Origin of the sequence: Citrobacter freundii ATCC 8090 = MTCC 1658 = NBRC 12681 (genome assembly GCF_011064845.1) — a bacterium.
Classification (GTDB): Bacteria; Pseudomonadota; Gammaproteobacteria; order Enterobacterales; family Enterobacteriaceae; genus Citrobacter; species Citrobacter freundii.
The window spans coordinates 2,859,468-2,877,002 of record NZ_CP049015.1; the positions used below are offsets into that span (position 1 = coordinate 2,859,468).

Annotated in this window: 21 protein-coding genes and 1 pseudogene; 5 read left to right on the forward strand and 17 right to left on the reverse strand. The window is 50.1% G+C overall.

Features of this window, described 5'->3' with window-relative positions; translation table 11 throughout:
* Positions 1 to 73 precede the first annotated feature (73 nt).
* From ruvC to aspS, 4 genes are read right to left on the reverse strand one after another with little or no spacing between them, the layout of a single operon-like run.
* The gene (ruvC, locus tag G4551_RS13810) at positions 74 to 595 is read right to left on the reverse strand and encodes a crossover junction endodeoxyribonuclease RuvC (RefSeq protein WP_003034867.1); all 522 of its coding nucleotides are present in this window, start codon (positions 593 to 595) and stop codon (positions 74 to 76) included.
* Positions 596 to 629: 34 nt separating this feature from the next.
* Entirely contained in the window at positions 630 to 1,373 is a 744-nt protein-coding gene (locus G4551_RS13815) for a YebC/PmpR family DNA-binding transcriptional regulator (RefSeq protein ID WP_003034865.1), read from the reverse strand.
* A gap of 28 nt (positions 1,374 to 1,401) precedes the next feature.
* A complete protein-coding gene (gene nudB, locus G4551_RS13820) occupies positions 1,402 to 1,845 on the reverse strand; it encodes a dihydroneopterin triphosphate diphosphatase (RefSeq protein WP_003034863.1) in 444 nt (147 codons plus the stop codon).
* Position 1,846: 1 nt separating this feature from the next.
* Positions 1,847 to 3,619 (reverse strand): aspartate--tRNA ligase, encoded by a 1,773-nt coding sequence (gene aspS, locus G4551_RS13825; protein ID WP_003034862.1) that lies wholly within the window; start codon positions 3,617 to 3,619, stop codon positions 1,847 to 1,849.
* A 266-nt stretch (positions 3,620 to 3,885) separates the two neighbouring features.
* Between aspS and G4551_RS13830 the strand changes: the two genes are divergently transcribed.
* From G4551_RS13830 to G4551_RS13835, 3 genes and pseudogenes are all read left to right on the forward strand, one after another.
* On the forward strand, positions 3,886 to 4,452 hold the full coding sequence (locus G4551_RS13830; protein WP_003841685.1) for a hydrolase: 567 nt from the start codon (positions 3,886 to 3,888) through the stop codon (positions 4,450 to 4,452).
* Positions 4,449 to 4,544 (forward strand): annotated as a pseudogene (locus tag G4551_RS23870) (hypothetical protein); the annotation flags it as partial. The gene G4551_RS13830 and the pseudogene G4551_RS23870, both read left to right, overlap by 4 nt.
* A gap of 261 nt (positions 4,545 to 4,805) precedes the next feature.
* Positions 4,806 to 5,045 (forward strand): DinI family protein, encoded by a 240-nt coding sequence (locus G4551_RS13835; RefSeq protein WP_000497460.1) that lies wholly within the window; start codon positions 4,806 to 4,808, stop codon positions 5,043 to 5,045.
* An 85-nt stretch (positions 5,046 to 5,130) separates the two neighbouring features.
* Here G4551_RS13835 and G4551_RS13840 read toward each other — a convergent pair whose 3' ends face one another.
* Together G4551_RS13840 and G4551_RS13845 are read right to left on the reverse strand one after the other, a co-directional pair.
* Entirely contained in the window at positions 5,131 to 5,541 is a 411-nt protein-coding gene (locus tag G4551_RS13840) for a hemerythrin domain-containing protein (protein WP_003841688.1), read from the reverse strand.
* Positions 5,542 to 5,732: 191 nt separating this feature from the next.
* Positions 5,733 to 6,065 (reverse strand): hypothetical protein, encoded by a 333-nt coding sequence (locus G4551_RS13845; protein ID WP_003841689.1) that lies wholly within the window; start codon positions 6,063 to 6,065, stop codon positions 5,733 to 5,735.
* Positions 6,066 to 6,143: 78 nt separating this feature from the next.
* On the opposite strand from G4551_RS13845, the gene G4551_RS13850 reads away from it, so the two are divergent.
* The gene (locus G4551_RS13850) at positions 6,144 to 6,386 is read left to right on the forward strand and encodes a DinI family protein (RefSeq protein ID WP_003841691.1); all 243 of its coding nucleotides are present in this window, start codon (positions 6,144 to 6,146) and stop codon (positions 6,384 to 6,386) included.
* 134 nt (positions 6,387 to 6,520) lie between these two features.
* Here the strand turns inward: G4551_RS13850 and G4551_RS13855 are convergent, their stop codons facing one another.
* The 6 genes from G4551_RS13855 to G4551_RS13880 are packed head-to-tail and all read right to left on the reverse strand — an operon-like array spanning position 6,521 to position 13,059.
* Positions 6,521 to 7,810, reverse strand: coding sequence for a phage tail fiber protein (locus G4551_RS13855; RefSeq protein WP_003841693.1), 1,290 nt, complete (start codon positions 7,808 to 7,810; stop codon positions 6,521 to 6,523).
* 9 nt (positions 7,811 to 7,819) lie between these two features.
* On the reverse strand, positions 7,820 to 8,764 hold the full coding sequence (locus tag G4551_RS13860) for a DUF6453 family protein (protein WP_003841695.1): 945 nt from the start codon (positions 8,762 to 8,764) through the stop codon (positions 7,820 to 7,822).
* A gap of 1 nt (position 8,765) precedes the next feature.
* Positions 8,766 to 11,477 (reverse strand): phage tail tip protein J-related protein, encoded by a 2,712-nt coding sequence (locus G4551_RS13865; protein WP_003841697.1) that lies wholly within the window; start codon positions 11,475 to 11,477, stop codon positions 8,766 to 8,768.
* Complete coding sequence (locus tag G4551_RS13870) at positions 11,477 to 11,875, reverse strand: DUF6950 family protein (RefSeq protein ID WP_003841698.1); 399 nt, start codon at positions 11,873 to 11,875, stop codon at positions 11,477 to 11,479. Before G4551_RS13870 ends, G4551_RS13865 begins: the two co-directional genes overlap by 1 nt.
* A 6-nt stretch (positions 11,876 to 11,881) precedes the next feature.
* Positions 11,882 to 12,466 (reverse strand): hypothetical protein, encoded by a 585-nt coding sequence (locus G4551_RS13875; protein WP_003841700.1) that lies wholly within the window; start codon positions 12,464 to 12,466, stop codon positions 11,882 to 11,884.
* A complete protein-coding gene (locus tag G4551_RS13880; RefSeq protein WP_003841701.1) occupies positions 12,466 to 13,059 on the reverse strand; it encodes a hypothetical protein in 594 nt (197 codons plus the stop codon). The genes G4551_RS13875 and G4551_RS13880 overlap by 1 nt, the downstream gene beginning before the upstream one ends.
* A 165-nt stretch (positions 13,060 to 13,224) precedes the next feature.
* Here G4551_RS13880 and G4551_RS13885 point away from each other — a divergent pair, with 165 nt between their 5' ends.
* Positions 13,225 to 13,449, forward strand: a complete 225-nt coding sequence (locus G4551_RS13885) for a hypothetical protein (protein ID WP_003841703.1) — start codon at positions 13,225 to 13,227, stop codon at positions 13,447 to 13,449.
* Here the strand turns inward: G4551_RS13885 and G4551_RS13890 are convergent.
* The 5 genes from G4551_RS13890 to G4551_RS13905 all read right to left on the reverse strand — a co-directional run bounded on the left by G4551_RS13890 (position 13,438) and on the right by G4551_RS13905 (position 17,492).
* A complete protein-coding gene (locus G4551_RS13890; protein ID WP_003841705.1) occupies positions 13,438 to 13,797 on the reverse strand; it encodes a hypothetical protein in 360 nt (119 codons plus the stop codon). The two genes, G4551_RS13885 and G4551_RS13890, sit on opposite strands and share 12 nt — an antisense overlap.
* 45 nt (positions 13,798 to 13,842) lie before the next feature.
* Entirely contained in the window at positions 13,843 to 16,317 is a 2,475-nt protein-coding gene (locus G4551_RS13895) for a phage tail tape measure protein (RefSeq protein ID WP_003841707.1), read from the reverse strand.
* 58 nt (positions 16,318 to 16,375) lie between these two features.
* A complete protein-coding gene (locus G4551_RS13900) occupies positions 16,376 to 16,753 on the reverse strand; it encodes a hypothetical protein (RefSeq protein ID WP_003841708.1) in 378 nt (125 codons plus the stop codon).
* A gap of 71 nt (positions 16,754 to 16,824) precedes the next feature.
* Entirely contained in the window at positions 16,825 to 17,001 is a 177-nt protein-coding gene (locus tag G4551_RS24125) for a phage tail assembly protein T (protein WP_197027405.1), read from the reverse strand.
* A 110-nt stretch (positions 17,002 to 17,111) separates the two neighbouring features.
* Positions 17,112 to 17,492 (reverse strand): phage tail assembly chaperone family protein, TAC, encoded by a 381-nt coding sequence (locus tag G4551_RS13905; protein ID WP_003841709.1) that lies wholly within the window; start codon positions 17,490 to 17,492, stop codon positions 17,112 to 17,114.
* Positions 17,493 to 17,535 lie beyond the last annotated feature (43 nt).

Consider the following 17,535-nt stretch of genomic DNA (forward strand, 5'->3'; position numbering starts at 1 on the left):
TCCTGCGTTAAGGGCTAAAAGGTAATGCGCTATCATAAAAAAAGGCTGGATAGATATCCAGCCTCATTTGTCACTAACGTAATCGACCTCGCGCCAAATTCAGCCTCGACTCGCTCATTTGCATGGCATTCTGACTGACATGGCAGTGGGTAATAGCAATCGCCAGCGCATCCGCGGCATCCGCTTGCGGATTCGCCGGGAGTTTTAGCAGCGTGCGCACCATATGCTGGACCTGGCTTTTTTCCGCACTACCGATCCCCACCACAGTCTGTTTTACCTGGCGGGCCGCGTATTCAAAGACCGGTAGATCCTGATTGGTCGCCGCAACGATTGCCACGCCGCGTGCCTGTCCAAGCTTTAGCGCCGAGTCAGCGTTCTTCGCCATAAAGACCTGCTCAATGGCAAAATAGTCCGGCTGGAACTGGGTGATGATTTCCGTCACGCCCGCGTAAATTAACTTCAGACGTGACGGGAGATCGTCGACTTTGGTGCGGATACAACCGCTGCCGAGGTAGGTCAGCTGTCTGCCGACCTGACGAATAACGCCATAACCGGTGATGCGCGACCCCGGGTCAATGCCGAGAATGATAGACATCACGCACCTCCTGTCAGGTTGCGGTACAGCCACCTCATTCTAAGGTAGCTGCAACCTCATCAGAGATCTCGCCGTTATGGTAAACTTCCTGCACGTCGTCGCAGTCTTCCAGCATATCGATCAGACGCAACAACTTCGGCGCTGTTTCTGCATCCATATCTGCTTTGGTGGATGGAATCATAGACACTTCAGCCGCGTCCGCTTTCAGACCCGCCGCTTCCAGCGCGTCACGCACTTTACCCATCTCTTCCCACGCGGTGTAAACGTCAATTGCGCCGTCGTCGAAGGTCACCACGTCTTCAGCACCTGCTTCCAGCGCCGCTTCCATGATGGCGTCTTCGTCGCCTTGTTCAAAGGAGATCACGCCTTTTTTGCTGAACAGGTAAGCCACGGAACCGTCGGTACCGAGGTTGCCGCCCGTTTTCGTGAACGCGTGACGCACTTCCGCAACAGTACGGTTACGGTTGTCAGACAGACATTCAATCATAACGGCTGTACCGCCAGGACCATAACCTTCATAGATGATGGTTTCCATGTTGGAATCTTCATCACCACCCACACCGCGCGCGATTGCACGGTTCAGGGTGTCACGGGTCATGTTGTTAGCCAGCGCTTTATCAACCGCTGCACGCAGACGCGGGTTAGCGTCCGGATCGCCGCCGCCGAGTTTTGCCGCCGTCACCAGCTCACGAATTATTTTGGTGAAAATTTTACCGCGTTTAGCATCCTGCGCTGCTTTACGGTGTCTGGTGTTGGCCCATTTACTATGACCTGCCATAAATAATATCTCCAAAAAGCGCGCCTTTTCAGGCGACGTTAATTACAAACTCTTCAATCGCCTGCCGGTTACTCCACGACTTGGTTAATTGGGCGGCTTCAACCGCATTAACCCAACGATAGGTCAGATGTTCGGTGAACACGATCTCTCGTTCTGAGGGAAGTGCCAGGCAAAACCAGGATTCAGTATTACGTTCAATTCCCGGTGCATAGCGATGACGTAAATGGCTAAAAATCTCAAACTCCACCGTGCGCTGACAGTCAATTAAGGTCAGTTGCTCAGATGCAACATCAATGGCGACCTCTTCCTTTACTTCGCGCATAGCGGCTTGCGACGCGGTTTCACCCTCTTCAAGGCTGCCGGTGACCGACTGCCAGAAATCAGGATCGTCGCGTCGCTGTAACATCAGCACTCTCCCGGTGTCCTTTGCATAAATCACGACTAACACCGAGACAGGCTGTTTGTATGTCATATCAGTTATTCTCGGCCTTCTTAACAACCTGAATGCTCAGTTCCGCCAGCGCAGCTTCGTTGGCAAAGCTCGGCGCTTCAGTCATCAGACACGCTGCAGCAGTGGTTTTTGGGAAAGCAATAACGTCACGAATGTTGTCAGTACCGGTCAGCAGCATAGTCAGACGGTCCAGACCAAACGCCAGGCCCGCATGCGGTGGTGTACCATATTTTAGCGCATCCAGCAGGAAGCCGAATTTCTCACGCTGCTCTTGCTCGTTAATGCCCAGAATACCGAATACGGTCTGCTGCATGTCGCCGTTGTGAATACGCACGGAACCGCCGCCCACTTCGTAGCCGTTGATAACCATATCGTATGCGTTAGCAACCGCGTCTTCTGGCGCAGCTTTCAGCTCAGCAGCAGTCATATCTTTCGGCGCGGTGAACGGGTGGTGCATTGCGGTCAGTCCGCCTTCACCATCGTCTTCAAACATTGGGAAGTCGATAACCCACAGCGGCGCCCATTTGGCTTCGTCGGTAATGTTCAGGTCTTTACCCAGTTTCAGACGCAGCGCGCCCATCGCGTCGGCAACCACTTTCTTGTTGTCGGCACCGAAGAAAATCATGTCGCCGTCTTGCGCACCGGTACGCGCCAGAATCGCTTCCACGATTTCTGCGTTCAGGAACTTAGCAACCGGGCTGGTGATACCTTCCAGACCTTTCGCACGCTCGGTGACTTTGATGTAAGCCAGACCTTTCGCGCCGTAAATCTTAATAAAGTTGCCGTAATCGTCAATTTGCTTACGGCTCAGTGCGGCACCGCCCGGTACACGCAGAGCAGCTACGCGGCCTTTCGCATCGTTTGCCGGACCAGAGAACACTGCGAACTCAACGTCTTTCACCAGATCGGCAACGTCAACCAGCTCCATCGGGTTACGCAGGTCTGGTTTATCGGAACCGTAACGACGCTCAGCTTCGGCAAAGGTCATGATCGGGAAATCACCCAGATCCACCCCTTTAACTTCCAGCCACAGATTACGCACCAGCGCTTCCATCACTTCACGCACCTGCGGTGCGGTCATGAAGGAAGTCTCAACGTCGATCTGGGTAAATTCAGGCTGACGGTCAGCACGTAAGTCTTCATCACGGAAGCATTTTACGATCTGATAGTAGCGGTCAAAGCCAGACATCATCAGCAGTTGTTTAAACAACTGAGGTGATTGCGGTAGCGCGTAGAATTTACCTTTATGTACGCGAGAAGGTACCAGGTAATCGCGCGCGCCTTCCGGCGTCGCTTTGGTCAGCATCGGTGTTTCGATGTCGAGGAAGCCGTGGTCGTCCATAAAACGACGCACCAGGCTGGTAATTTTGGCACGCGTTTTCAGGCGCTGCGCCATTTCAGGGCGACGCAGATCTAAATAGCGATACTTCAGTCGCGCTTCTTCGGTGTTGACGTGGTTAGAGTCCAACGGCAGCGAGTCTGAACGGTTGATGATGGTCAGATCGGAGGCCAGCACTTCAATTTCGCCCGTCGCCATCTCGGCGTTGACGTTTTTCGCGTCACGCGCACGCACGGTGCCCGTAACCTGGATGCAGAACTCATTACGCAGTTCGGAGGCCAGCTTTAACGCGTCCGCACGGTCCGGATCGAAAAATACCTGCACGATACCTTCGCGGTCGCGCATATCGATAAAGATCAGGCTACCAAGATCACGACGACGGTTGACCCAACCACACAGAGTCACCTGCTGCCCCTCGTGGGACAGACGTAGCTGTCCGCAATATTCTGTACGCATGAGATATCCCTTAACTTTGCCGCAGGCGGATTGTCACCTGTCTCGCAGATGACGAAGTCGCAGCTTTAGCTGAATGTCACAACTGAATGAAAAAAGGCGGCTATTATACTGGAAATTCTGCCGCACGATAAGTCCGGTACTGACTGTACGCCTGTTTCCTGGACGGGCATTGCGTAATCTCACAAAAAATAACAAAAATTGTCGCCCCTTTCACACTGATTCGCGCTTAAGGTGTAACGGAATTCTATTTTTTTACTGGAGTGACCATGCTGGAACTGAACGCAAAAACAACCGCCCTTGTCGTGATTGACTTACAGGAAGGGATCCTGCCTTTCGCTGGCGGACCTCATACGGCACACGCTGTGGTTGCCCGCGCCGCGCAGTTGGCGGAAAAATTCCGTACCCACGGTTCCCCGGTGGTAATGGTGCGCGTCGGGTGGTCTGACGATTACGCCGAAGCGCTAAAACAACCAGTAGATGCTCAGACTCCAGCAAAAGCATTGCCCGAAAACTGGTGGGATTACCCGGCTGCTCTGGGTAAATGCACCAGCGACCTCGAAGTAACCAAACGCCAGTGGGGCGCATTCTACGGCACCGATCTGGAATTGCAGCTGCGTCGCCGGGGTATCGATACCATCGTCCTGTGCGGCATCTCTACGAACATTGGCGTTGAGTCGACGGCGCGAAATGCGTGGGAGCTGGGTTTCAGTCTTATCATTGCAGAGGATGCCTGTAGTGCTGCCAGTGCTGAGCAACACCTGGGCAGCATGACTCACATTTTCCCCCGCATTGCGCGCGTTCGCAGCGTGGAAGAGATTTTGCAAGCGCTATGATCTATATCGGTTTACCCCAGTGGTCGCATCCAAAATGGGTGCGTTTGGGGATCACAAGTCTTGAAGAGTATGCCCGCCACTTTAACTGCGTGACGCGGTAATTTTTAAAATCACTAAAGAACGCCCAAGAGCATGTGTTTTCTTTAGGTTAATCAGTGCATTATAAGACGCCTCCATATGAAATTCGGTTAAGTTCATATGAGTTAAAATGTCCCAACCATGCCCCAAAACTGGCATTTATGCCCCATACATGCCCCAAAAACCTTCCTTAAAAAGCTACGTGCCCAACCGTTGACGCTGTATAAATAAACAGTATAAATTGCGTGCAAAATCATTGTTGCTTTGGAGGCGGTATGTTCGTTGAGTTGGTGTACGACAAACGGAATGTTGAAGGATTAACAGGTGCCAGAGAAATAATTCTGAATGAGTTAACAAAGCGAGTGCACCGGATCTTTCCGGATGCAGAAGTGAAGGTTAAGCCGATGCAGGCGAACGGCTTAAACAGCGATGCCAGCAAAAGCGATCGGGAGAAGCTGAACCGCATGCTGGAGGAAATGTTTGAAGAATCCGATATGTGGTTAGTTTCGGAGTAGTGCCAGCTTTTACCAAGTCCTTTTCATACCTTTCTGGATACGGGAAACCAAATTCCCGTATTGGATGAACCATTGCCGCCCTTTTTTAAAGCTGCTCTACCAGCGGATAAAAATTATGATCCTCGCGCTGCATTCGTTCATGCACCTTGCGCAACACTACATTCGCGTCGCGGCGAAATGCCTCGTCACAATTGATAAGCTTATTTGCCGTATTCCAGCGACGGGAAAACTTTTCATACTCGGCAACAATATCAGCCATCTCGCGCTGAAAATTTACGCTCATTGTTTTTAGCTTTTGATCGTTCACCTTTTCCAGACAAGGATATAAAAACTGATCTTCGGCAGAAAGGTGTACTTTAATCACAGAACTCATACTGATAACGGTTTGAGCGATTTCTTGCGCATGAGCCGTCACACCCTCCCGGCTAAGCTCCCTGAGGCGGCTAATTTTATGGATAATCTCGGCATGCTGGATCTTCATTTTATCAATATTCACTGGGGAATCCCTTAATGAGCTTTGCAATTTATAACATATATATTAAATGCATCTTTAAAAATAAGCAATCTGAGTTGTTTTTATTAAATTTTATAAATTTACGTTATGTAAATACATAATAAACAAAATTTGAATGCAAATATAAAGAGATCTATTGCCAATCTTCGGAATTTTTCTATCGTACATATGTCTCAAAACTGCGCCAATGCCGCCTCAAGAGATATCGCAGCATCAGTGCTGTTGATAAAGTGCGTCACCCGCCTCATAACCTCAGCCTCTTCAGCTGCATCACCTTCGATCGCTTCGCCGTCATCCGTGATTAACGCTTTCCCCCTAAGCTTCGCAAACTGCGTCCGACCTCCGGACAGAATCAACAGCGCATCACCCTGCTGTGGGCGCGTGACCGGGACGATGATCGCATAACCCGCCGACGTCTCGAGGATGCGACTGTCGGGAGTCATGCAGACACTGGCTGGCGTAACCCGCTGCTCTATATAGTCGGTAGCTGGTGAAGGAAAGCCCATGTTTACGCCCTCTCTTGAATACCGGATAAAAACACAGTATAAATACTGTATATCCATCCAGTAAAGGAGCAATAAGCAATGTTCGTGGAACTCGTTTATGACAAAAGGAATTTTGATGGTCTGCCCGGTGCAAAAGATATCATTCTGGGCGAGTTAACTAAGAGGATACACCGGATCTTCCCCGATGCTGATGTTCGGGTTAAACCGATGATGACACTGCCGGCGATCAACACTGACGCCAGCAAGCATGAGAAAGAACAGATAAGCCGTACTGTTCAGGAAATGTTTGAAGAGGCTGATATGTGGCTGGTTTCAGATTAAACGCCTTGAACCGTCATATTGCTTAAGTACAATCCGCGGCGACTGGCCATCATTCAATACTCGCACTATCGAACGTTCGCCAGTCGGCCGCAATCATGCTCTTGCATACGGTGTGGTTGCGGCAACCATCATTTTTACGACTGGGTATCCTGCTGATTTTGCTTACGCTCGCGTTCAGCTTTTTCCATCGCCTCCCGCTCATCCCTCTGTTTCTGGTGCCAGATACTGTCAACCGGCATTTCCACGCGTACAGAAACGAACTGGTCGGAAGGAATATCTATCGGGTCACCACTGGCGTATCCGTCCCGTTCGTTACGTGCAAAAACTGGAGCGTCAGGATGGGTACGATGATAGGTTTTCACCAGGACTGAACCATCCGCGTTTACCTCATAATCCAGCCAGATAAGCGGTTGCTTGTTTCTGTCTGTAGGGACATCAAAACCACCATCAGTCCCTCCCCACCCGGCATCAGCATTCAGACCTGTACAGCCGTTTATCAGGTATTCGCCGACCGACAGGCGGGTAACCGTACAGCCCTCTGACTCCGCGTTTGTTTCAGCGCGTCCGTCAGAAAACAACCTGACTATGGGTGATGCCGCTTTCAGCGTACCGTCTGCCGCTTTGGTGGTGTTGCCCTCTGAATAGAACTTACCCACAGGCCCCTCTAAAACGCCACTATTGAACAAATACCATCGGCGTGCAAATCCCCCACCATCCGTTGACATCAGCAAATGCCCCGCGTCGAATACACCTCCCGATGCACCGTTATAGACACCTACTGAAAAGCCAAGAGCCCAGGACGAGGTACTCACATATAATGTACTGGCTTTAGCCACAGTGTCAGGCCACAGTTCGGCATTCGATTTATACCCGTATGTCCCTAAATCATGGTATGTAACGGCCGGGACCGTTGTAAAATACACTGGCTGAATACTTCCTGCGGTCACCACATCACCGGTGGCAGTCCCGACATTTTTACCCGCAGCTGTACCCAGTGAAGATTTATCAGCTTTGTCATTCAGTGCGCTCGTGATGCCGCCCCATGCTGGCCCTGTAAAGGAGCTGCCATCGGGTAATTTTACTGTTGCAGTTCCGGTCCCACTAAAAATGCTTTGCCAGTTCTGCTTGTCGTAGTTCAGTCCTCGCAGGGCTTCTGCGCTTTGCGCCACCAGAGCCGCAGTAACCATGTTCAGCGCCACACGAGGAACAGCTGACCAGGCAGCACCAGATTGCGTTGGCCCGGTAAAATTGCTGACCAACGTCAGCGCCGTGCCACTTTCGATGGATTTAACCGGGAGCGTATAGGGAACGCCTCCGACAGTGACAACAATAAAATCTCCGGCCGCCACCTCGGTAGTAAACGCAGTCCCGCTGCCAGCGACCGCAGCAGAGTTATTCGTCAGGGTTAAGGTTCCTGCTGACATAGTTTTTCCTCAGTACATGTTCGGAAGAATGAGAATGGGCATGGCGATATTTCTGTTTCTGGTCATATCCCATGCACCAGAATTGCGGTCCGCAAACACTTTGTTGTAGGCTGACCTGACGCTACCGCCTGACATGACCACGCCTTTGGTTCTGATATTTCCCCATCCACCAATCATTCGTACCTGAACGCCGGTATAGACTATCTGGCAGAACCCACCGCCAATATCCTGGAAGGCATCGGTGATCTGGATTTGTCGGTCATACACAAAGGGGCGTTTCAGCGTGGAGAACGTGACCTGGCCTGCGGCGTTGGTCATCGTGATACCGTCGCCGCCGACAGGTGCGGTCTGATTGAATATCACCAGGTCAATCGTCACCGTTCCGGCCACGTCGTCCCGTCCTGTGTAGGAAATATCGCGAACGATGATATTGCCGCCATCAAACCCTACCGACACATTCGGGTTATCCCATTTGCCAAAAGGAATACCGCTCACCGGAAGCGGCGCACTGCCGTTAACCGTAATGCGTCCGGAATAAGCGCAGGTCATCAGTGCGGCCTGATTGGATATGGCAGTGAAGTCAGTCGAGTTTGAAACCAATAATCCTTCGTTATACGTCGCCGCGGGCAGCAGCTCCATGACATAACCTGACCAGTCTGGAGTAAGGGCTTTACCCCCGATTGTCTCAGCACCAATGACGACCCCGGAGTCCCCGTTTCGGGTGACTCCAGTCATAATGGCCACATCAAATTCAGCAAAGGAATAGATGTAAATGGGATTGGTTGGCACCACGATAACCTGTGAACCGGGAACAAGTGGCGTATTGACCGGGTACTGCATTGACTGGGATGACCAGCCCGAGAACGTTGTGCAAAAACTGGGGGCTCGCAGCCCCGCAGTAATTGCCATAACCGGACGGCCATCGTTATAGTCGATTAATATCCCCTCCGGCATATCACCACCTCCCGACGACAACCCGCCCACCGCCAGATAAATTGACAGTTAGTCCATTGCCGTTCATTACGACGGTGTTATTAACCCCGTTAAATGCGAACTCACCACTGTCGGCATATAACTTTCCGTGGAATTCAGGGCTGGCATTCTTGGGAAGATTCCATCCTCTTACACCGGGAATGAAATTCGCCGATTGCAGAGAGTCGGTAATTTTACCAAAATCAATGGACGCTTCCTGGATGAGCGCACTGCGAATAAATACCTGCCCGTTATAGACAAAGAATGCAGCCTGCCAGTTACCTGGATTGTTACCGGAATAAATACCGAACTGATCGGCGGCAAATACAACCGTGGATTTATAGCTGTTTCCTGATGGCTCAATAGACATGCCAAATCCGGTATTGTATTTAACACCGTCTCGCACAATGCCCATATTCAGGGTGTAAGAGGCTTTGGCTGTTCCGTCACTTTTTACTTCAGCCGTCATTTTCTGGTTGACCGCAGAAGTCAGACTTCCTTCCGGTCCTATTTGAGCCTGTACATAGGTAGATAAATCAGCGAGCCCCTGCTCGGCTGTCGCAACGGTTGTTTTAACCACCAGGATTTCAGCGCGAACTTCGCCGTACTGCATCCACTGATGTTCTACTGTGCCATGGTTCGCCAGTGTATTTTCCATAACGCCTTGCAGGTTAGTATCAACGCCATTTTTAACATTCTGGAACGCATCTGACTTCTGTATCCCGTCATCAATGAGATCGAACAAACCGCCTGTGTCCATAGAACACAATGCCGGAACCTCGATAAATCCGGAGGCGCCAAAGGCATTTATCGTCCTGATGTACCAGTAATAGGTATGGCCGATCTTTAACTGATTACTTGTCCAGGTTGTACCCATCCCCTCGCGGCTGGCGTTCCCTTCCACCGTGGATGTTGAGGTGTTGGGTAGCTTTGTTTCGCCAGACGTCCAGAAATCGAACTGTGTGGAAACACTGGTAATTGCAGCCAGACGCGGGATCAACGTGACGGCAAAGAAACCCTGCTCAATATCGACATGGGAAGGTGCTGGCGGAGCTTCAATACTGAATTCCAGATACCCTTCTGGCGACTCTGCCCCCATCTGGTTTACGGCAATAACGTGGGCTGTGTAGGTGTTTTTCGGTAACCCGGTAAGTCGTGTGAACGTCCCCGGAACCTGGACGGACATGACCATCTGACCATTGCGACGAATGATCACTTTGTTGTAGACCACCTGCCCGATATTCTGCCAGGACAAAATGCCCTGTACGACCTGACCAATTTCCTCCACGGTGTATTTCAGGTTCTGCGGTTGCGCCATGCCACCTGACGGCAACTGAGTGAATGGCGGTCGCTCGATCGGTTTACCAACGGCGTCTCCCCAGACATCTGCTGTTTCCTGCTTCAGCGTCAGTTGCACGCCATTCTGGACGCCGAACTTCCAGTCAGTTACCCGCATCTCAACATTCACGATACCGATAGACGGGAAATTCACCTTTACATACATTCCCGGACGGTAACGATATCCGCTCAGGTTTAACGTAACGTTCATGGTTCTGGCGATGCGGGTGCGCTTTAACTTCACGTCAGCCAGCCGCTGGGCCTGAAATTCAGAGGTCACAAACCGCAGCTTCATATCCTGCGATATTTCCACGCCGTCTTCTGTCACCCATTCACTGACTGACACAGAGGGGAAATCTGCTTCGGTATAACCCTGCTGCGGATCGACAAATGTCCCCTTGATGGTGTTAACGCGTTCCGCCTGAGAGACTTCCGGCATGATTTCAATATCACCGGCCAGCTGGCTTTCAGTGATCACCTCTGTCGCAGGACCATAATAGGCCCCGACCAGAAGACCATGTTTACCCGCGGTATACGTTACATCCCCGGCGCATGCTGCCAGCATCCCTTCCAGAATACTGACCTTGTTTTCACTGAGATCGAACTCACCGTTAATCGTATAACGCTTCTCAACGGTATTACCGCCAGTAATCACATCCTCATCACAGATATTCGCCGCATCCTTAAACTGGTCCCAGAGAATATCAGTGTCGGGCACTTTCAGGTAATTACGGTAATAGTCCAGGATAACCAGCGCCGCATTGTTGCTGTAACCCGTCAACCCCGTCCGTGGGTCATAAACGGCACGCCCGTATTTTTCGACCTTGATATTCGGGATACCTGACGGGAATTTTTCTGCGCTGAATTTGAGGGACACACGCAGCCAGGTGATCCCTTTTCCGATCATGTCTTCTTTCCATGACGGGCAGTTTGCCAGCATGTAAGGGTCCGCCGTCTGGCGGTTGGTGTGCAGCTCGAAAAAGGCATGCTCAGGATAGCTACTGATCGGCTCATCACCCAGCCAGACAGTCTGTACACCGGATAACGGGTGTCCCGCCAGAGCAATGCCCAGATGCAACATTTCACCATCATCCTGTTCGCCAGCCTGCTCTTCGGAAAAGAACAGAGTGCCAGCAGATGTGGAACGACCATAAACAACAGTTTTGGCACTGGCCGCAGCACGCAGAACCTGTTTACGTTCTGACGTATCACGGTAGGAATTCAGCGACGGCGTCTTGGTCAGCGCCTGAGTGGCAATCTGTGCGGCAACGGTAATAACCATTGCGATGGCATACATTTCATTTGCCGCTGCCACACCTGCGGCAATGGTGGCAACAATAGGAACAGCAGCAGGCATTAACGCACCCTCCAGACACTCAGCGGTTTAACCCGCAGACTGACAAGACCAGTTTCGCCCGGCACCCACACAACGCCGGAATACACCACCCCGGCGCATCGCGCTCCGGCATTTTCAACAACGGCAATATCCCCACGCTGCGCCAGTTTCACCGGCACTTCGTCGAGATAACGGGCCAGCACCTTTTCAAGCGAACCGCCGCCGCGCAATATCGCCTTTTTCGCCCCATATTCGCTGTCATAGGTTCCGCGCCAGCCTGCCGCAAAATCCTCGCCGCACATGGCCTGAGCGCAGTCCGCCGCGAACAGGCAGCAGTCATGACTGCCCCATAAAAAAGGCCGCTTTTCAGCGGCCCTTATTACGGTGATTAATCTGTTATGCCAGTCCGGATGCTTCATGCTTCCTCACTTATAGGTAAATCCTGGTGCATCTTTTTTACTGCCCCAGTAAATCGAACGTTCAGCCATCTGCGCCACATATCGGAATATGTGATCGCCGGGATAAGCGGCCTGCTGCGATTCATCGGTATAGCGATCAGGGAAAGGACGCTGCCAGTCTTCAAAAATATTACTGATGGTGTACTGCAGGGCATTTGTCCCGCCAGCGGTCGCCCCTGTACTGGATACCCGCCCTTTGAACAGAAGATCGGCAACCTGGACAACACCGTTATCATCCATGGCCACCAGGTAGATTTCGGCATTTCTGCCCACGCATCGCTCGTTCAGCGTGGTGGCAAAGAGGGTCATATCCAGCCCCGAGAGGGTCATTTTGACCTGCGTGGGGCTTGTCGTGCTGGTTTCACTGGCATCATCAACAGAACCCATGCGCCCCATGCCGTAATATACATAGCCACCAAGAACTAACGTCCCGGTACCGGAATGCACATAGACGGTGCCAGATTCAAACTGAATATTGGCGGCGATCGCGACCGTCACCCTGTCGCGGGATAACCAGTCCACCATCGAATCAGAAAAGGGGGAATACAGCATTAAAATGCCTCCTCAAGCTCCAGCGTATAACTGGTAAAAACACCCGGCACACGGTTACCGGCACCCTGCTGGTTATCCTTCAGTTTGAAAATGCCGTAGGGTTTCGCGACCTCAATGGCAGCATTAGCAGGCGGAGAGCTACGCAACATCGGCGCAAATGCAATCATTGCAGTACCGTTCGCCGCGCTCGTCACGTCGGCTGTAACCATCTTCAGCTCATCGTTAACAGTGAAATAATCGCCCTGTCTGAGCACCACCGTTCCTGGTGTCCAGCCCTTACTCTGAAGCTGGGTTCCGGTCTGATTAGCGCCATCAACAACTGGCGTTCCAGCAGGTGTTCTGCCACTTCTCCCCCAGTCACGAACTTTTACCCTGCCATACTCGCCATCGAGTGAAGCCACCAGAGCATCAATACGTCTGGATTTTTCATCTGTCAGGTTATTAAAGGTCAGGGAACAGACCCAGCGGGTACCGGGAAAGCGTGCTGTCTGCGATGAGCCATTGAAGGGGGAACGAAAGGTTTTGGTATTACTTTCTGGTCGCCAGGTCAGCGACGCGGGACAGACATCTTCCGGCCATTCGAGTACAGCCATAGATTCTCCTGCATTATTCTGCGCACGGCGGCGCTACTGATCATTTGTCAGGATGTTACTGATTTACATACCTGGTTATGGTTGTTACTCAGCCCGTCAGTGGTGGGACACTGACGCACTCAGATTAAGGAGGGATAGCTGATTACCTCTGGATAAGGAAATAAAATGAAGTTTTACCTGTCTAAAGTGCAACTGCTACACATTGGAATGCCAGGTGATTACGAACCAGAAGCCGGGGATCCAAATGTCAGATTTACCGTTTATGGTGAGCACGGAGAAAGCATCACCAATCATATATATATTAAGGATGCGAAGAGTCGCACTCTCGTGGATCTTGAAAAAGAAGTTAATCAGTACCTCAATGGATTATATTCCGCCTCAGTCAAGTAATCGGCGTAGTGGTCCACGAGAAATAAAGTCTTGATGTATTTGTTTCATAGCCGCCTCCGCACCAGCAGTAGCGGCTTTCTCCATTGCCTGGCGTAATTTATCTGATTCGCTTACAGGGGAACTAAAACAGTTAATAACAATAACCCCTCCCCCTTTAAGATGAACAGTAATACCGCCATCTGCTAATGTAACTTTGTCGCCCCGCTCCTGAAGTCCATTATCATTAACTTTCAGTTGCTGTCGAACAGAAGCACTGAGTTCATCAATCGCGCAGTTAATCTCATTATTGACCTGGCGCATACGCAAAAGCGACTTTTCCAGCACTTCAACACGTTGTTCTAAAGTCATAACTTTCTCCCGCCTTTCGGCTGATTAAATTAAGAATGCAGGCCATTACACGCCTAACAAACGACGTGCCTGCCCTCGATTGGAAAAGTCCTGCAAGATATCTTGCCGCGCCTGTTTAGCGCCGTCATTGGCCCCTTGACGGGCGGCTTCCTGCATAGCCTGCTTCAGTGCCGCATCTCCGTTACCAGAAATAGAGAAATGCTGCTGAATGGTTTGCTGGAGCTGAGCACCACCACCGCCAACAGAAGAAACCGTGTCATCCACCATTCGAACACCGAGGTTACCGTCAGCAGTACGCGTCAGGGGCATAATCGCTTCATGGCCAGCCTCACCCATAAGCCCCGCACCTTTGGCGAAAGCAAACATCGTAGGGCTATTCACTACACCATTACGGAAACGACTAAGATCAGGCGAATCCATTACACCACCCTTAGCGAATTTCAATTGAGATGCTGCGCCTGTGTAAGCCCCAGACGGTGTTGCCCCGCCAGCGGATGCTGCGCCAGCCACTGAACTACCAAACATCCCACCCAGTGAACCAAACCAACCGCTATCACCAGCCGATTTAAGCGTGTTGACCATAATTGCCCTGAGCAAGACTTTCTGCAGCTCATTCAACACACTGTTCGCCCAACTTGCCCAGTCAGCTTTATTACCACTGAGGGCATCAGCCATGTTATCCACCAGGCCATCAAGGGTGTTACCGACTAAATCTGATACCTGAGTGTAATAATCGCTGGAAGTGTCTACCCAGTTAGCCAGACCATTCTGAGCCCCTGCCAGCCAGTTTCCCTGTAACTCATCCAGTTGGTCATAATGAGAACGGTATTTATCGAGTCGCTCAGCAAGCGCTTTGTCCAGTTCCTGGTTATAGCGGTCATAATCCTCCTGGTTAGCAATATCTCCGCTTTGATATCTCCTCTGTAAATCCTCCCGCTTCTCAAGGAATTCACGCTCAGTATTAAGCTGTTCGCGCATCCTTTCACGGGCTTTATCACCCAGACCCGCGCCAATAACATCAGCATCAAGAGAGGCGGCAACATTAGCATTTTCACGCTGTAGGTTTGAAATGTACTCCGCGAGTTTTAAATTTTCCTCATTTGCTTTTTTTACTGCATTGAGGCGATCAACCTCTGTTGCCAACTGCTCGAGCCGTTGCTTCTGACTTTCATTCAGGCCAGTTAACTTCCCACTGACGATATCAAACTGTAGCTTCTGCTGCTCCGTAACTTCCGCTGTTTTTTTCCCAGTGGTATCAATGAGGTTTATCTGACGGAGATAACTTGTCTCCATAGATTTAAATGATGACTCAAGTTTTTTTGCAGTAGAATCTGGTTTCTCCTTCCCATTTGATTCACCGGGATTTTTATTATAATTTTTTGGTTTATCATTTATATTCCCAGCGAATGCTGGAGTAAGAGGAAGATTATTCGCAGTTTCGATAATTAAAAGTCTTTGTCTTAATTGGTCTCTTTCTTTCCTTTTCCCATTTGTATCCATACCAATTCTGTTAAAGCTTGCAGCGAACCCCTCATCTTCAAGATCAGCTGTAAGATTTCGTATTCTACGTTCAATTTCTTCTTTAGAAGCATTTTCTCCAACAGGAGTACCACCTTTGTAAAGGTCAATGAGTTTTCCTGCTTCCGCCCCAACCTTAACAAGCCAGGTGGCAAGGTCAACCACACCGCCAACAAGATCGGTGATACCTTTAATAACCTCAGGGTCTTTAAAAACATCCCCCATGTCGCTAATTGATTTCTGCAAGTTTGAAAGGTCTACCTTTGCTAATCCAGTTGCTAATTCAATCTTAACCCCATTAATTTGCGTTTCCATATCTTCAAAAATTGAATTAACTTTAACGAGGTTTTCTATATCAGCATCATCAGGTGCCACGCCAAAATCTTTTGCAGCCTTAAGGTATTTTTGTAATTTATCACCCCCCTGTTCAAGCAAAGGAAGCAATTTAGAAAGGTCGTTACCAAGGCTTTCAAGAATCGTGGTCTTTTCAGCGTTTGTTTTAATATTTCCAAGCGCATTGCTGATTGCTATCAATTGTTTATCTGGGGATTCACCCGCTAACTTCTTAGCTGACAATCCAAGAGCATCTAGCGCGTCTACAGCTTCGCCAGACTTGTTAAGGACGGCATCACCAATTTTGTCGCCAATATCTTTAAAAATATCAGCCATCTGATCGCCAGAAACACCAGCTTTTTGCGCGGCATATTGCCAAGAAAGTAATGACTGAGTAGACATGTTAAGTGATTTTGCCCAGCGATCAGACTCAGTAATCTGTTTTGAAGTATTTTTAAGGAGGTTATAACCCGCCACACCAACGCTAAGTGCTGCGGCACTTGCCGCTGTAGCAAAGCCTGTAAACGCTACCGCCGCCGCCTTCGCATCATCCTTAACTTGTTTACGCCATTTTTGAGATGCTCTTTCAGCCTGACTAAGACCAGAGACAAAACCACCAACTTTCGCTACAAGGTCAATTGTCAGCGTGCCAAGTGACTTTCCAGCCATTGCCCCTCCTTAAAACGCAAAAACCCGCTTGCGCGGGTTATATATAGTGATGTTGGTGTTAGAATTTCGCCGTGTTTGGTGACTTAATTATTTTGCAACTTGTCTTAGTAATCATAGTGTCATTGAAAGTTAAGCTGTATACCTCTCGTTTGAACTCAAGGGTTGAGCGATCAACGGAATAATTACGCTTCCAGTTTTTTTCATCCCTTCTCCAGGTAACTTTACTTGGTCCGAAGGAGGCTGGAGCAGTAAAATTCAAGCCTTCTCCACCAAAAGAAGTCTGCAATGATGCTGTGCCATTAGGTTGATCAAGCACTACGACCAAGTCTTTTGCCCTTTCATCAAAATTTGGACATTCCAGATATATGACCTTAGAGGCAGAGTATGTGATTGTAGAAACAAGCATCAAAGATAATGCGGTTAGAGCTTTAATCATAATTGTCTTCCTTGTTTACCATCTTTAAATGTTGAGACGAGAAACAAATTAACTGATGGTAATTCAGAAAACTACCCCCACGTCCTCATCGCTTCCTGCAGGCTGATTGGTTCGTTAGCGGCAACGCGCTCTACAGCTGCTATGTGAGGAGCGAAATCAGCAATGCTGAATGCCGGTGTGTTTGAACCGCGATTCACATTAGCCAGCACAGAAGAAATCAGCGCTGCGCCCCATTCCGTCCGCATCATAGGGTTCAGGCTTCCGTATTTTTGACGATACTGAACCCACTGCTGGAACTCAAGGAAGCTAAGGCGTTCCTGCGCTTCTGAAATGGTACGTCCCCCAATCCCGTTAAGGACTAGTTCGCACCAGATTTCGTCTTCTGCGCTGAGTCCGTCTTTCCCAGATCGTTAACTTCCTGAATGGCCACCAGCAAAGCCACTGTAAGATTCCCATCCAGTGCTCCACGTTCCGGATCAGCCTCACCAGTTACATCAGCTACGGTAAACACCTGATGCCCGTCTTCGTCACAGATTGAAGCCGCAATACGACCAGCAACGCCATCAATCTTGCCTAGCCCGGCGAGAACGTCAGACGTAGCAGTGTGATAACCCAAAGGGCGAACATAAGTTGTGGCAATGTGTTCTTCCCCGTCAGCACCTTTCCATTTAATTTCTTTCTCAACAGGACGACCTGTAAAAGCACCTGTTTTCTTCAGCGTATCAAGAGTAAGTTTCATGTCGTTTTCCGGTATAAACATCGATGGTGCGGGGAATGATCCC